At 32.6% G+C, this 16,075-nt stretch carries 14 protein-coding genes; 7 read left to right on the forward strand and 7 right to left on the reverse strand.

The window, feature by feature from the left end; all coding sequences use genetic code 11:
- Positions 1–10 precede the first annotated feature (10 nt).
- Positions 11–1,060, forward strand: coding sequence for a glutaminyl-peptide cyclotransferase (locus tag ACEN2K_RS06595; RefSeq protein ID WP_441758537.1), 1,050 nt, complete (start codon positions 11–13; stop codon positions 1,058–1,060).
- Between the two features lie 11 nt (positions 1,061–1,071).
- Positions 1,072–2,310 carry an imidazolonepropionase gene (hutI, locus tag ACEN2K_RS06600; protein WP_441758538.1) on the forward strand — a complete coding sequence of 413 codons (1,239 nt, stop codon included), beginning with the start codon at positions 1,072–1,074 and terminating at the stop codon, positions 2,308–2,310.
- A 56-nt stretch (positions 2,311–2,366) separates the two neighbouring features.
- Here the strand turns inward: hutI and ACEN2K_RS06605 are convergent, their stop codons facing one another.
- Positions 2,367–3,251, reverse strand: coding sequence for a hypothetical protein (locus ACEN2K_RS06605; RefSeq protein WP_441758539.1), 885 nt, complete (start codon positions 3,249–3,251; stop codon positions 2,367–2,369).
- Positions 3,252–3,346: 95 nt separating this feature from the next.
- Between ACEN2K_RS06605 and ACEN2K_RS06610 the strand changes: the two genes are divergently transcribed.
- From ACEN2K_RS06610 to ACEN2K_RS06620, 3 genes are all read left to right on the forward strand, one after another.
- The gene (locus ACEN2K_RS06610) at positions 3,347–4,375 is read left to right on the forward strand and encodes a formimidoylglutamase (protein WP_441758540.1); all 1,029 of its coding nucleotides are present in this window, start codon (positions 3,347–3,349) and stop codon (positions 4,373–4,375) included.
- Positions 4,376–4,473: 98 nt separating this feature from the next.
- Entirely contained in the window at positions 4,474–5,733 is a 1,260-nt protein-coding gene (locus tag ACEN2K_RS06615) for a DEAD/DEAH box helicase (RefSeq protein ID WP_441758541.1), read from the forward strand.
- Between the two features lie 174 nt (positions 5,734–5,907).
- On the forward strand, positions 5,908–6,360 hold the full coding sequence (locus tag ACEN2K_RS06620; RefSeq protein ID WP_441758542.1) for an Hsp20/alpha crystallin family protein: 453 nt from the start codon (positions 5,908–5,910) through the stop codon (positions 6,358–6,360).
- Between the two features lie 81 nt (positions 6,361–6,441).
- Here the strand turns inward: ACEN2K_RS06620 and ACEN2K_RS06625 are convergent, their stop codons facing one another.
- From ACEN2K_RS06625 to aroC, 4 genes are all read right to left on the reverse strand, one after another.
- Complete coding sequence (locus tag ACEN2K_RS06625; protein WP_441758543.1) at positions 6,442–8,661, reverse strand: response regulator; 2,220 nt, start codon at positions 8,659–8,661, stop codon at positions 6,442–6,444.
- A 183-nt stretch (positions 8,662–8,844) separates the two neighbouring features.
- Positions 8,845–10,125 (reverse strand): dicarboxylate/amino acid:cation symporter, encoded by a 1,281-nt coding sequence (locus ACEN2K_RS06630; RefSeq protein ID WP_441758544.1) that lies wholly within the window; start codon positions 10,123–10,125, stop codon positions 8,845–8,847.
- 161 nt (positions 10,126–10,286) lie between these two features.
- Complete coding sequence (locus tag ACEN2K_RS06635) at positions 10,287–11,567, reverse strand: dicarboxylate/amino acid:cation symporter (protein ID WP_441758545.1); 1,281 nt, start codon at positions 11,565–11,567, stop codon at positions 10,287–10,289.
- Between the two features lie 65 nt (positions 11,568–11,632).
- Complete coding sequence (aroC, locus tag ACEN2K_RS06640; protein WP_441758546.1) at positions 11,633–12,703, reverse strand: chorismate synthase; 1,071 nt, start codon at positions 12,701–12,703, stop codon at positions 11,633–11,635.
- A 183-nt stretch (positions 12,704–12,886) separates the two neighbouring features.
- Between aroC and ACEN2K_RS06645 the strand changes: the two genes are divergently transcribed.
- Positions 12,887–13,711, forward strand: a complete 825-nt coding sequence (locus ACEN2K_RS06645) for a UDP-2,3-diacylglucosamine diphosphatase (RefSeq protein ID WP_441758547.1) — start codon at positions 12,887–12,889, stop codon at positions 13,709–13,711.
- 148 nt (positions 13,712–13,859) lie between these two features.
- The gene (locus tag ACEN2K_RS06650) at positions 13,860–14,363 is read left to right on the forward strand and encodes a hypothetical protein (protein WP_441758548.1); all 504 of its coding nucleotides are present in this window, start codon (positions 13,860–13,862) and stop codon (positions 14,361–14,363) included.
- A 53-nt stretch (positions 14,364–14,416) separates the two neighbouring features.
- Here ACEN2K_RS06650 and ACEN2K_RS06655 read toward each other — a convergent pair whose 3' ends face one another.
- Both ACEN2K_RS06655 and bshA read right to left on the reverse strand, forming a co-directional pair.
- The gene (locus tag ACEN2K_RS06655; RefSeq protein WP_441758549.1) at positions 14,417–14,845 is read right to left on the reverse strand and encodes a protease complex subunit PrcB family protein; all 429 of its coding nucleotides are present in this window, start codon (positions 14,843–14,845) and stop codon (positions 14,417–14,419) included.
- A gap of 58 nt (positions 14,846–14,903) precedes the next feature.
- Positions 14,904–16,037, reverse strand: a complete 1,134-nt coding sequence (gene bshA, locus ACEN2K_RS06660) for an N-acetyl-alpha-D-glucosaminyl L-malate synthase BshA (protein WP_441758550.1) — start codon at positions 16,035–16,037, stop codon at positions 14,904–14,906.
- Between the last annotated feature and the right edge of the window lie 38 nt (positions 16,038–16,075).

Below are 16,075 nucleotides of genomic sequence, written 5' to 3' on the forward strand. Positions count from 1 at the left end.
AAAATAAAACATGAAAAAATATAACTTACTATCTATCATTTTATTAGGCATAACCCTTACCAATTGTGGAGACACAAAAAAAAGTGAAAATTCTTTATTTACTTTCAATAATTCAGAGTTTAAACAGAAATACATTACTTCTGACGCGCTTAACTTAAGCGTTCTAAACCCAAATACAAAAGCAATTGATAGCGTAATATATTACATAAATGATAAAAAAATAGGATCTTCAAAAGGTGCTAACCAACTGTCATTTCCTTTAAAAGAGCAGAAATTAGGTTACCAAAATTTAAAAGCATTAGTGTATTACGAAGGCGAAAATGCCGAAGCAACAGCAAGAGTTGAATTAGTATCTAATGTACAACCAAAATTACTGAAGTATAAAATAGTCAATACACATGCTCACGATACCTTATCATTTACAGAAGGTTTAGAATTCTACAAAGACACATTATATGAAAGTACAGGTCAAAAGGGATCTTCCTATTTTAGAAAATACGATTATAAAACAGGAAAAATATTCAAACAGGTTGATTTAGAAGACAAATACTTTGGCGAAGGAATCACATTTCTAAACAACAAATTGTACCAATTGACATGGCAAGAAAAAACAGGATTTATCTATAATGCCACTACTTTAAAACTAGAAAAAACTTTTGCTTTCACAAAAGACATTGAAGGATGGGGAATGACAAACGACGGTAAAAATATTTATCAATCTGATGGAACAGAAAAAATCTGGACTAGCAACCCTGAAAACCAACAAATGTTAGACTATATTAATGTCTATTCTGGAGATACAAAAATAAAAGCCATCAATGAACTAGAGTGGATTGACGGAAAAATCTATGCCAATGTTTGGCAAAAAGATGCCATCGCAGTAGTGAACCCAACTAGTGGAGCAGTGGAAGGAATCATAAATCTATCAGGATTGCGAAAATTTGTAAAAAATACTGCAGCTGAAGTTCTTAACGGTATTGCTTACAATCCTAAAACAAAAACCATTTTTGTAACTGGGAAGAACTGGGATAAAATGTTTGAAATTACTGTTTCAGAATAAATAAAAATAAAATGACAACCCTAATTACCAATATTAAGGAATTATTGCAAGTGCGAGAAGCTGGAGTAACTAAAGTTTCGGGTAAAGAAATGGCGGTACTTCCAACAATAAAGAATGCTTATTTAGTAATTAAAGATGACTTAATTGCTGATTTTGGTTCGATGGAAAACCTAACTAGAATAGTCGTTGATGAAACCATCGATGTTACGGGAAAGATGATTTTACCTACTTGGTGCGACAGTCACACGCATATTGTGTATGCAGGAAATCGTGAGCAAGAATTTGTAGATCGCATCAATGGTTTATCTTATGAAGAAATCGCTAATCGAGGTGGAGGGATTTTAAATTCGGCTAAAAAACTAAATGAAACCACTGAGGAAGAAATTTACAATCAATCAAAAGTGCGCCTTGAAGAAGTGATGCGTTTAGGAACTGGAGCGGTGGAGATAAAATCAGGTTATGGGCTAACACTTGACGGTGAATTAAAAATGCTCCGTGTAATTAAGAAACTAGCAGCCAACTATCCTTTGACTATCAAAGCTACTTTTCTGGGAGCACATGCTTTTCCTTTAGAATACAAAGAAAATCATCAAGGATATATTGATTTATTAATTACCAAAATTCTGCCAGAGATTGCAAAGGACAATTTAGCGCACTATATTGATGCTTTTTGTGAGACGGGTTACTTCACTGTAGCAGAAACCGAGCAAATTATGGAAGCAGGAATTAAATTTGGCTTAAAGCCAAAAATTCATGTTAATCAGTTCAATTCTATAGGTGGGATACAAGCTGGAGTGAAATACAATGCACTTTCAGTAGATCACCTTGAAGTCATGACAGCTGCAGATATAGAAGCCCTAAAAAATACAGATACAATGCCTGTGGCTTTACCTTCTTGTTCCTATTTCCTAAGCATTCCGTACACGCCAGCGCGTGAAATGATGAATGCAGGACTACCTTTAGCATTAGCTACTGACTACAACCCTGGCTCTACACCTTCAGGTAACATGAATTTTGTTGTGGCTACTGCCTGTATCAAAATGAAAATGACTCCTGAGGAAGCAATTAATGCAGCCACTATTAATGGTGCTTATGCTATGGAGCTTTCTGAAACGCACGGTAGCATAACTGTAGGCAAAAAGGCCAACTTTATAATTACTAAACCGATTCCATCTTATTACCAACTGCCATACGCCTTTGGAACTAATCTAATTGATCAAGTTTTTTTAGAAGGAAAATTATTATTGTAAAAAAAAAAGAGGAGCCATTAGCTCCTCTTTTTTTATATATTCTTAATTCTAAAAAACTATCTTAAAGTAAAACTAGTTTTAGAAACTAACTCGTTTTTATCAAATACATTAACAAAGTAAGTTCCTTTTGCAAATTCTTTACCTGGTAAATCTTCTGTAACTTGTACTGTTTTGTTTTCATATTTCACATTAGTTATAAAACTATATACTAAAGAAGAATCACCAAAGTTTTCAGTTTTCTTATTTCCCAAAACGTTATTTTTACTATCAATCACTTGAATGTAATACGTTTTGTCACCTGATTTTGCGATTTGGTTTTCAGCAATTGTAAAACTAATTTTCAACATATCAGCTCTACTAGCTTTATCAGTTTCAATTTGTTTACCAGAACTTCTCATTTTATAAGCTGAAGTCTTCATGTTCAAAACAGTTAATTTAGAACCTTTTTCAACCGCTTTAGATAACTCTTCGTTTTGACCAACTAATACTTCATTGTATTTTTTTGATTCGCCTAAAACAACAACGGTACTATCACGTTGTGAAGTCACAATTTTGTTTTCTTTTTTCAAACCTTCATTTTCAGCCATCAAAACTTTCATATTGCTTTGCAAAGCGATGAACTGTTTTTTATATTTAGCTAAGGAAGCGACATCTCCTTTAGATTTATTCAAATCAGCTATCAAGTTAACTACTTTGTCTCTTTCTTGAATTAACTCATCAGACATGGATGTGTTTTCAGCAATGGCAGCATCATAAGTTGCTTTTAATTCTTGTAAATCTTTCATAACTGATTCTTTCTCAGTTACTGTGGTTTTTAATTCTGTTTTTACAGTATCAGCGTCAGATGTTGCTTTAAAAATATAAACTAAACTACCTACTAATAAAACTGCTAATACAGCTATAACTGCCTTTAGACTTGAATTGCTTTGTTGATTTTCCATTTTAAATTATTTTTTTTCCAAATTTAACAATATATATTTAAGTTATAACGTAAGTTAACACAATTATATTATTTTTGGAAAAATATATATTTTTTATGGAAAAGCTTGTGCCTTTTACAATGAATGACCTTGCCAAGATTACAAACCACAGAAGTGGAGAAATTAAGTTTGGTGAAAAAATGATAACGGTACCTAAAGGACAAGATCCTTTTTCTTTTCTATTAACGACGGAAGCTAAATATGTGCTTGTAGGAATTCCTGAAGACATTGGTATTAGAGCTAACTTCGGTAGACCTGGTGCTGCTTCAGCATGGGAAAATGCAATAAAAAACATTGCTAACATTCAGCATAATCGTTTTTGTAAAGGCAACCAAATACTTATATTAGGTTCTATTGATGTGAGCGAACAAATGAGGGAAGTGGAATTGCTTGATTTTAATGATATTGATGATCGATCTAAACTAAGCCAATTAGTTGAAAAAATAGATAAAGAAGTTTCTCATATTATTTTTAACATTGTAAAGTCTGGCAAAACGCCTATCATAATTGGTGGTGGTCATAATAACTCCTACGGAAACATTAAAGGTACGGCTCTTGCCAAAGGTAAACCTGTCAATGCTATTAATTTTGACGCCCATTCTGATTTTAGAATTTTAGAAGGACGTCATAGTGGCAATGGTTTTTCTTATGCTTATGAAGAAGGTTTTTTAAAGAAATACTACATATTTGGGCTTCATGAAAACTATACTTCTAAGAGTGTATTAGACTTAATCAAAAAAACAGAAGACCGAGTACGGTATACCACTTATGACTGTTTAAATATTCGAAAAGAAAAAGAGTTTGCTCCAGAAATGGAACTGGCTTTGGATTTTGTAAAAAATGATTGTTATGGTATCGAAGTAGATTTAGATGCAGTCCCGAATATTGCTAGTAGTGCTATGACTCCAAGCGGTTTCTCTGTAGAGGAATTACGCCAATTTGTTTCTTTTTTTGGAAATCACAAAAATGCTGCTTACTTACACATTTGTGAAGGTGCACCGGATTTAGGAGAAGAAAAAAACAATCACTTAATAGGTAAATTGATTGGTTATTTAGTTACTGACTTCATTAAAGCTAACCAATAATTAAGCATAATGAATGGCCTAAATTAACGAATCGATAAATAACACTATCTTTGCCAAACTATCTATGTACTTAATACAGGATATTTAATATCAAAAATATGTTATTCGAAGAATTATCACTTTCTAAAAGTATTCAAAAAGCCGTATACGAACAAGGCTATACAAACCCCACTCCTATTCAGGAAAAATCCATTCCGCTAGTATTAGCTGGAAATGATCTAATAGGTTGTGCACAAACAGGAACAGGAAAAACTGCTGCATTTGCTATACCCATTATTCATCAATTACACCGTATTGTAGGTTCATCTAAAAAAGCCAAGCAAATTAGAGCGTTAGTAGTTACCCCAACCAGGGAACTTGCAGTACAAATTGGTCAAAGTTTTGATACTTATGCCAAATATACTAATTTGACACAGCTTACTATTTTTGGAGGAGTTTCACAAAATCCACAAGTTGATTCTTTAAGAAATGGTATTGACATCCTTATTGCCACTCCTGGAAGACTATTGGATTTACATAAACAAGGTTTCATTGATTTAGACCATTTACATACTTTAGTTCTTGATGAAGCTGATCAAATGCTTGATATGGGATTTGTAAATGATGTCAAAAAGATTGTAAAGTTGACTCCTAAAAACAGACAAACTTTATTTTTCTCGGCAACAATGCCAATTGCCATTCGTGAACTGGCTGAAATGTTTCTAACAAATCCTGAAACGGTTACCGTGTCACCAGTTTCTTCCACTGCAGAAAACGTAGAGCAAAGAATCTACTTTGTTGAAAAGACAGAAAAAAGAAACTTATTATACCATTTAATTAAGAATGAAAATCTGTCAGATGTATTAGTTTTTTCTAGAACTAAACATGGTGCAGATAATGTTGTTAAAGCATTACGAAAAAATAATATTGCCGCCGAAGCGATTCATGGTGATAAATCCCAAAACGCAAGACAGCGCGTACTGGATGCATTCAAAAACAAAGAGATTGGCGTTCTAGTAGCTACAGATATTGCAGCGCGTGGTATTGATATTGATCAATTACCATTTGTTATTAATTTTGACTTACCCAATATCCCAGAAACCTATGTACACCGTATTGGTAGAACAGGACGTGCTGGAAACGGCGGTGTTGCTATTTCGTTTTGTAGTAAAGACGAACATGGCTATTGGAAAGACATTCAAAAATTGATTAAAGTTGACGTTCAAAAAGTGAATGACCATCCGTACCCATGGCACTCTGGTAGTCCTGAAACAGCTCCTGGAGGGTCAACAAAACCTAAAAATTCTAATAGAAGTGGTGGCGCACATAAATCAAGAAAGTCTACCAATTCCAAACAAAATAAAAAACGCTGGTATTAATAAAACCAATTGTTACAGCAACTGTAAGAAATCCCTTTTATCATTATGAGAAAGGGATTTTTTTTATACGTATATACTTAGAAATGAGTTAATTAATTGTTATTTACTTTAATAAATATTTAATATTCTATAACTTTAGTAGTATAAAAAAACTAAATTAAAATATTATTTATTATGGAATCACTAGTAAAAAGAAACGGTTTTAAACCGTTAGTAAACAGCTTATTTGATGATTATTTTACGAGAGACTTGATGAATTGGCCAGATCGAAATTTTTCTGAGTTAGGCACTAACTTACCCTCAGTTAATCTCAAAGAATCCGACAAGAAAATTGAAGTTGATTTAGCCGCTCCTGGTTTAAAAAAAGAAGACTTTAAAATAGAACTCGAGAATAATTTGCTAACAATTTCTTCTGAAAAAGAAGAGGAAAAAGAAGAGTCAAGAAAAAAAGATAACTATTATAGAAAAGAATTTAATTATCAATCCTTTAGTAGATCTTTTAGCCTTCCTGAATATGCTGATGACAATAATATCAGTGCTAATTACAAAGATGGAATTCTCCATGTCGAAATTGCAAAAAAAGAGGATAGCAAAAAGAAAGTAGCAAAAACTATTGCAATTAAATAATGATAGTATTTATATGACAATTAATAATTTTTACAATCAATCTTAAGGAATAGTTTTTTATGCTTTAAGATTGATTTGTTTTTATATGTCTGCAACAACTTCCTCAGTTGCCTTATAAATAAGAGTATTAATAGTTTTAAATAAAAAGAGCGGTTCAAAAGGTTTTACTATTACATCATCAAATCCCGCTGCAAACGCTTCTTTTGTAATTTCATCTTTATCAAATGCTGTTAAAGCAACTATAGGTGTTTGAATACCGTTAGCTCTAATCCTTCTGGTAGTCTCAAAACCATTCATGCCAGGCATATTGATATCCATTAAAACAATGTCAAAATTTTCTTTTGCTAAAATCTCCAAAGCCACTTTACCTGATTCTGCTATAGTACAGCTATAGTTATTTTTCTCTATAATCTTTTTAGTAATTAATTGATTTATAGCATTATCATCAACAACCAACACTTTAAAAATTTGACTAGAAGTGAGATCAACATTAATATTGTTTATGATTTCAGTACTCTTAGCCGGATTATATTCAAAACCAATAATAAAGGTAAATGTAGTTCCTATTCCTAGTGTACTTTCTATAGAAATGGTGCTATTAAAAAGTTCTAGTAATTTCTTTACGATTGAAAGTCCTAGTCCTGTACCCTGGTAATCAATTTCTTTTCGACCTACTTGAACAAATTTTTCAAATATTTTCTGCTGATCTTCTGCAGCAATACCTACACCATTATCCTGGATTTTAAATTCAATGTAATGAAAGTCATTCTCAACTTTAGCCAAATTAGCGATAATATTAACCACACCGTTTTCAGTAAATTTAAGCGCATTGCTTACTAAGTTAATGACAATTTGTGAAAACCTTAATTTATCACCTATAAGGTATTCTGGTATATTAGGATCAATATAAAGATTGATCTCATTGTTATGATTTTTGGCAATAAATGATAAAGAGTTCTTTATCAAATGAATCTCATCGTAAATATTAAAAGTCAGATTTTCTAAAACAATTCGGTTTTCTTCAATTTTATTAATTTGTAAAACGTCATTAACTAGAGAAAGTAAATATCTTGCTGAAAATTTAAGCGAACTTAAGTGAGGACTGTCTGCTAATTCTTTATGTTCATCTAGAAGCATATTAGTGATTCCTACCACACCATATAAGGGAGTTCTTAGTTCATGACTAATTGTGGATACAAATTGTGATTTTAACCTTGAGGCTTCTTCAGCTTTAACTTTCGCTACTAGCAACTCTTCGTTGCTGATAATTAAATCGGCATTACTCTTTTTCTTAAATATATAATTTTTATACAGTGTATAAAAAAGTATTAAAAGAACCACTAGAGCAAGAACAAACAGTATCACAATAATTTTTGATTTTTGTAAGCTTTGTGCCTGCAAATCATTTTCTGTCTCTATTAAATCCAGTTTACGCTTGTATTCGTCGAGTTCTAGGTTGATTCCAACGGCTTTAGCTCTTCTTATTTTCTCTGTATCATTAAGCTCTTTTGTAATTTCATTATATAAAGAAAGGTTTTCGTATGCCTTTTTATACTCTCCCTGTTGCAATAATAATTTTGAATACTCTTCATGAGCATAAGAAAGATCTTCTTTATAGTCCAGTTTTTGACCTAAAGTAATCGCTTCTTCAAAAAAGGCTCTCGCTTTCTTAAATTCACCCTTATTTCCATAATACATGCCATTGAGCATGTTTAGGTTTACACTGCTTGATTCGTCAGCATACTTATCTTTGTTTTTATTAATATATTCTAAAAATGGAAAACCTTTTTCAAAATCACCTATATAAAAATAAGCCCAAGCTAAATTCATTTTAGTGATAAAAATTTGTTGGCCAGAACCAATTTTAGTGCTATACTCTAATGATTTATGATAATAACTTACCCCCTTATCAAACTGTTTCTCTTCAAAGCAGTAGATATTACCTAAGTTGTTATTTAACCAATTTTTTATAGTGTCATTAGTCGTTTTATTGGCATAATACAAACCCTTTTTATAGTAAAAAATAGCTTTATCAGTTTCTGTTAATTGCTCATAGTTTGCAGCAATTGTATTGTAAGACCGCGCAACCAAATAATTATCGTTAATATCGATGGCATAATGTAATGCTAATCTTGAAGTGACAAATGACTTCTCAAAGTTACCCTCATGCAAATATTTAGAAGCTTCAGTAGTCAACTTAACTATTTCTGATCGTGTTGGAATACTGTTCTCCACAGCAGCTGGATCACCAAGGAGGTTTAAAGAAAATAGTACAAAAGAAACAATTCGTATGGTTAGCATATTTTAAATCTAGTTTATCAAATATACATTTAGATATAATATCGGTACAACAACTAATTCTATAGTTAAGTAATAACAATAAATTGTCCTAACTAACTGATGATACTACCTATTAGAAAACTCAGAACATATTTAAAAATGTTTTGCAATATAAAACAATCTTTTTATTTATAAATCAATGTTTTAACTTTCTTTAGGAATATTTAATTTTCCTACTGATTTAGCTACTATGGTTGCAATTGTTGAGTCACTCGTAACATTTACTACAGTTCTACACATATCCAACGGTCTGTCAATAGCAAAAATCAATGCCAGTCCAGCCTCAGGAATTCCGGCCTGCCCTAAAACGATAACTAGCATTACCATTCCAGCACTTGGTACAGCAGCAGAACCTACAGAAGCCAAAGTTGCAGTTACAACAATCATAAGCTGCGTATGAAAATCTAATGGAGCGGGCAACATAGCCTGTGCAATAAAAATAGCAGCAACAGCCTGATACAAACTCGTACCATCCATATTAACAGTGGCTCCTAAAGGTAGAACAAAACTGGATACCTCTTCATCAACGCCTAAATTTTCAGTTACACATTCCATAGTGACAGGTAAAGTTGCTGCACTTGAGCTTGTGGAAAAAGCAAGTAATTGCGCGGGCGCAATAGCTTTAAAAAAACGTATCGGATTTACTTTCGCAAAAATTAAAAGTAAACTAGGGTACAAAACAAATGTCATTAACATTAGGCCAAGTAGTACCGTGAGTCCATAAATACCTAATGCCCCCAAAGTCGAAAAATCAGGGATTTCAACCATCAATGCTGCCATTAATGCAAATACACCATAAGGAGAGAATAACATGATGATGTCTATTATCTTCATAATTACTTCATTCAAACCTTTGAAAAAATCTACAACTGGTTTGGCTTTTTCTTCTTCAATCAGAATTAAACCTATACCTATTAAAATAACAAAAAGAATAACCTTCAACATGCTCCCGTTGTCACTTAATGCTGCAAAAAAATTGTCTGGTACAATATCTACAAGAGGCTGCAACGGACCACTACTTTTTGCCTTAGCAGCTAATTCAATTTTTTGACCAGCATCTATAGAAAAATTCTCCAGCAGGCTTTTGCGGGAATCTTCATTTATATAACTTCCTGGTTTTATAATATTGGCTAAAAAAAGACCAATACTAACTGCAATAATAGTAGAGCACAAATAAAACAGAACCGTTCTTCCTCCTAATTTAGAAAGTTTAGATATGTCCTTTAAGTCAGACAAACCAACTATTAAAGAAACTACTATCAATGGAACAGCAATCATTTTTAATAGGTTAATAAAGATAGTTCCAAACGGTTTTATCCAGTCAACGACAATTCCTTTAAGCTCTAAGTTTTTCATTAACAGCCCAAAAAGTAATCCTAAAATCATACCTATTAGGATTTTCCAATGCATTGCTAGTTTTTTCATAGGGTATTTATTTTATTAAAAGTGCAAACACTTAAATACGTGTTTATGCATAAAAAGTATATTAAAATCAAGCCAAGATATTAGGTAATGACCTTGATTTTTGACAATATATTGAAAATATATGGTTAAAAAAAAACTCCTCTTAAAAGAGGAGTTTTTTTTTACACTATTTCGATACTATCATGATCCTTTCCTTCTTCCCACTGCCCCACAACAGATGTTGCTAAGGCGTTACCTAACACATTAGTTGCGCTTCTAAACATATCGCAAAAATGATCAATTGGTAAGATTAAGGCAATACCTTCAATTGGAATATCAAACATTCCACAAGTTGCTGCTACCACAACTAAACTTGCACGAGGAACTCCTGCTATTCCTTTACTAGTTAACATCAGCACTAATAGCATTGTCATTTGAGTACCTAAGTCTAAATGAACTCCATAAGCTTGCGCAATAAAAATACTAGCAAAGGTCATGTACATCATACTTCCGTCAAGGTTAAAGGAATAACCTAATGGAAGCATAAAAGAAACAATTTTATCTTTTACTCCAAAACGTTCTAATTCTTCAGTTAATTTTGGAAAAACTGCCTCACTACTAGTGGTACCAAAAGCAATAATTAATGGTCCAACTATTCTTTTTAGCAATATTGTCATTCGGCTTTTTAGAAAAATATATCCTACCAATATCAATAAAACCCATAGGGACGAAATACCTATTAGAAAAGAACCGAAAAACTTGAAATACGTTATGGCTAACTCTTGAAAGTCTCTGACAGCAAAAACTCCTGCAATTGCTCCAAAGACTCCGATAGGCGCAAAGTTCATCACATAATTCACCATTTTTAAAATGATATGTGATGTTTTATCTAACGCATTAACAACAGGTTTAGCGTAGTCACCAATAGATGCTGCGGCTAATCCAAAGAATATTGAGAACACAACAATTTGTAAAATCTCATTTGTCGCCATAGCCTCAAAAATACTTTTAGGCACAATGTGTTCAATGAAATTTTCAAAAGAAATACTTTGTGTTTTAGCAGCCACTTCAGAAGCTGAAGTTAAATCAACATTAGATAAATTAAGTCCTTCTCCAGGTTTTAAAACGTTCACAAAGAACATTCCTATTAATAGTGAAATAAAAGAAGCAGTAAAGAACCAACCTAGTGCTTTTCCTCCCACTCTTCCCACAGTACTTACATTCCCTAACTTAGCAATACCTACAACAAGCGTGGTAAAAACTAATGGCGAAATAATCATTTGAACCAACCTTATAAAAACAGTGGCTAATATTTTTATTTTAGAACTAAATACTAAAGCGGTCTCCTCTGAAATAGTATTGTGAATTATAATTCCTAAAATCCCCCCTAAAAGCATTGCGATTAGGATTTGCGTCGTTAAATTAGATAAGATTGACGCTTTTTTGGTTGGTGTAGAATGCATTGGTTTGTTTATAAGTTATAAAATTTTGGTTGGGTTTATATTTAGATTTAAAAAAGAAGCAACAATTATAAATTGTTGTTATAGGTTTTATTTATTAAATAAAAGTCAGCTAAAACAATTGCCGCCATAGCTTCAACAATAGGCACTGCACGAGGAACTACACAAGGATCATGACGGCCTTTACCAGTCATTTCTGTAATATTCCCTTGGTTATCTAACGATTCTTGTTTTTGCATAATGGTTGCTACGGGTTTAAAAGCCACACGAAAATAAATATCCATTCCGTTACTTATTCCACCTTGAATTCCTCCAGAAAGATTGGTTTGCGTAGTTCCATCAGCGTTGTATAAGTCATTATGTTCACTCCCTTTCATCTTTGCACCACAAAATCCGCTTCCGTACTCAAAACCTTTAACAGCATTTATCGAAAGCATGGCTTTACCAAGTTCAGCATGTAATTTATCAAAAACAGGCTCTCCAAGACCCACAGGCACGTTCTGGATTACACATGTAACTGTACCACCAACGGTGTCACCTTGTTTGCGTATTTCTCTAATATATTCCTCCATGATTACGGCTGATTCTTCATCAGGACAGCGTATAGGGTTATTTTCTGTTTTAGAGAAATCAAGATCTTGATAAGGTTTTTCTAAAAAAATAGGACCTACAGAAGAGACGTAGGCATTAATTTTTATGTCGGGTAACATTTGCTTTGCTATTGCTCCAGCAACGACTCTACTGGCTGTTTCTCTAGCTGAGCTTCTACCGCCACCTCGATAATCACGAAAACCATATTTTTTATCATAAACATAATCTGCATGACTGGGTCTATAATTGTCTTTTATGTGAGAGTAATCGTCTGATTTTTGATTGGTATTTGGGATGATAAATCCTATCGGTGTACCAGTCGTTTTACCTTCAAAAATTCCAGATAAAAATTGAACATCATCTGGTTCTTTTCGTTGTGTAACAATTGCTGATTGACCTGGTTTTCTTCTAGCCATTTCTAACTGAATTGCCTCTAAATCAATCGTTATTCCTGAGGGACAGCCGTCTATAACACCTCCTAAAGCTTCACCGTGAGATTCTCCAAAAGTTGTTATTTTAAACAGTGTACCGTAGCTATTTCCTGCCATTTTGATTAGTTTGGAACAAATGTAATATTTTAGTTGAAAGATTAAAAGTTTAACCTTCAAACTTTTTGTTGCTCATCATTTATTATTAGCCATTCCTTAATATTACTTATGATTTATTAACCTTAATAATATATTCGTTCCCATTTAATTGAATTAATTTGTTAAACTTCAAATTAAAATCAATTGAAAAAAAGAAAAGTTGAATTAGTTGTCATCTCTGATGTGCATTTGGGGACTTTTGGGAGTCATGCATTAGAACTCAACAGGTATTTATCTTCAATTAAACCAAAAATTTTAGTTTTAAATGGCGATATTATAGATATCTGGCAGTTTCGAAAATCCTATTTTCCCAAAACCCATTTAAAAGTGATTCAAAAGATCATAAGCTTTGCTTCCAAAGGGACTCAGGTATATTACATAACAGGAAACCATGATGAAATGCTCCGAAAATTTAGTGAAATGACTATGGGCAACATTTCATTAGTAGATAAGCTGGTCTTAGATTTAGACGGTAAAAAAGCATGGATATTTCATGGTGATATTTTTGATGCATCAGTAAATCATGCTAAATGGATTGCAAAACTAGGCGGTGTGGGTTATGACTACCTTATTCTATCCAATCGTTTTGTCAACTGGTGTCTAAAAAAGATGGGGAGAGAACCTTATTCTTTTTCGAAAAAAATAAAGGCTAGTGTCAAACAAGCCGTAAAACATATCTCTGATTTTGAAGAAACAGCTACCGACATTGCCATTGAAAAAAATTACGACTATGTTCTATGCGGTCATATTCACGAACCAAAAATTCTTAAGAAAGAAAACAAGAATGGATCAACGCTTTATTTAAATTCTGGTGATTGGGTCGAAAACCTTACTGCTTTAGAATACAATAATAAAAGATGGAAATTATACCGTTATGAAGCATCCAATTATATGGAAGAAGAAAACTTATTTGAAATGGAAGATCTGATTTCTAATCAATTAATAGCTTCGATTATATTAACCAAATAAAAAAACAGCAAGTGATCTATTACATTTGATTTACATTACTTTTAATAATGCCAATTATAATGAAGTGTTAATTACATAACAATTAAGATTTATATTGTAAAGCCTAGCAAATCCAATGGATGTACATTTGTAAAAAACAAAATCACTTATGAAAAAAATCATTTTATCAGCTATAATGTTAATGGGATTAGCATTTAGCGCACAAGCACAAGACATATCAAAGAATGCATTAGGACTTCGTTTAGGAGATAATGACGGTTTTGGAGGAGAAATATCTTACCAAAGAGGTTTAGGTGACAATAACAGACTTGAATTAGATTTAGGTTGGAGAAACAGAAGTAACTTCAACAATAACGGTTATGACTCTGACGCTATTAAATTAGCAGGTTTATACCAATGGGTATGGAACATTGACAGTGGATTCAACTGGTACGCAGGTGTAGGTGGTGGACTAGGAAGCTACAGTTATGATGATAACAACGGTAGTAATAATGATACTTTTGCTTTTGCAGCAGCAGATATAGGATTAGAATATAACTTTGATATTCCATTATTGATTTCATTAGATTTCAGACCTGAATTTGGTGGTAATGGATACTACAAAAACAATTATGGTTCTGACATCGCTTTAGGTGTAAGATACCAATTCTAATATAACAGGAATTTATGAAAAAAGCCACTAGAAATAGTGGCTTTTTTTTATTTCTATTTTACAATAATATCTTTCTTAGAATTGATCTTGACAACACAAAAAGGATAAACTATATTTTGAGTTACCATCGCACCTGGTTTAGGACTTGTTTCTTTGACCGTAATTATTATGTTTTTATCAGACTCAACTACATTATCAACTGTAATAGCATATCCTCCAGTGGGTTTTTCACCCATATTTAAAATTATAAAGTTGGAATTTTTAACATCTGCAGCGCTAATCTTCTTTTTTAAATTTTCATCATTTTGCAGCATTGCAATCTCATTTGGCTCCGTTAGAATTTCGAAAAAATGAATATTTCCACCGCCATCTGGTTGTTGTGTCAGAATTTCATATAAAACTTTCTTATCAGTCTTAACAGCTTTTGTTGACGTACATGCTACAATTGAAAACATTATAAACAAACCGATTGCTTTTTTCATTTGATTATTTTTAGAATTAACTATTGCACTACTATACTGAACAGTGACTAGAATAGTTTTATGAATATTTTTTAATTGCTTTTTGATACAAATCAACATACAAAGGTAGAATATTCTTGATATCAAATCGTTTGGCAACGCCAAGAGCATTTTTCTTAAACTCACATAAAACAGTATCGTCTTTCAAAATTTTAATTGCATTTTGAGCCATTTCATCGATATTCCCTACATCACTTAGAAAGCCAGAAAGACCTTCAAAGTTTACCTCGGGCAAGCCTCCTGAATTACTGGAAATCACTGGAACTCCCCATGCCATTGCCTCTAATGCTGCTAATCCAAAACTCTCTGTTTCCGAGGGCAACAAAAAGAGATCTGTATAACTTAGAATTTTATCTATCTCATTACTGTTTCCAAAAAAGATTACCTTGTCTTGAATACCTAATTCTTGACATAAAGCCTCAGCTTTCTCTTTTTCAGGCCCGTCACCTACCATCATTAATTTGGCAGGAATTTCTAATTGAATTTTATGAAATATGCGAATAATATCTGGAATACGCTTTACTTTCCTAAAATTACTTATATGGGTTATGATTCGCTCCTCTCTTTTAGCCATTACAGAACGATTACAAGGAATTGTAGGATCAGTTGTGTTTTTGTCTAATTCGATAAAATTAGGAATAACATGAATATCTTTCTTAATGTTGAACAGCTTATAGGTATCGTCTTTCAAACTTTGCGATACTGATGTTACCACATCAGATTTATTGATACTAAAACTCACAGCTGGTTTGTAGAAAGGATGGTTTCCTACTAAGGTAATATCTGTACCGTGTAATGTAGTCACCATGGGAATTTTTATTCCCTCACTTTTTAGCATTTGCTTCGCCATATACCCTGCATAAGCATGTGGAATAGCATAATGAACGTGTAAAATTTCGATGTTGTATAACTTCACCATGTCAACTAATTTACTTGATAAAGCAAGCTCATAAGGTTGATAATGAAATAAAGGATACTCAGGAACATTCACTTCATGGTAATGTACATTGGGATTTAAAAGTGCTAAGCGCACTGGTTGACTATACGTTATAAAATGGATTTCGTGTCCTTGGCGCGCTAATTCAAGACCTAATTCTGTAGCGACAACCCCACTTCCTCCAAATGTTGGATAACAAACTATTGCAATTCTCATGTATGTATTTTAATAAAACGAAATTAAGTAAAAGGAAG

The sequence above is a fragment of the Flavobacterium sp. W21_SRS_FM3 genome, assembly GCF_052113625.1.
Taxonomy (GTDB): Bacteria; Bacteroidota; Bacteroidia; order Flavobacteriales; family Flavobacteriaceae; genus Flavobacterium.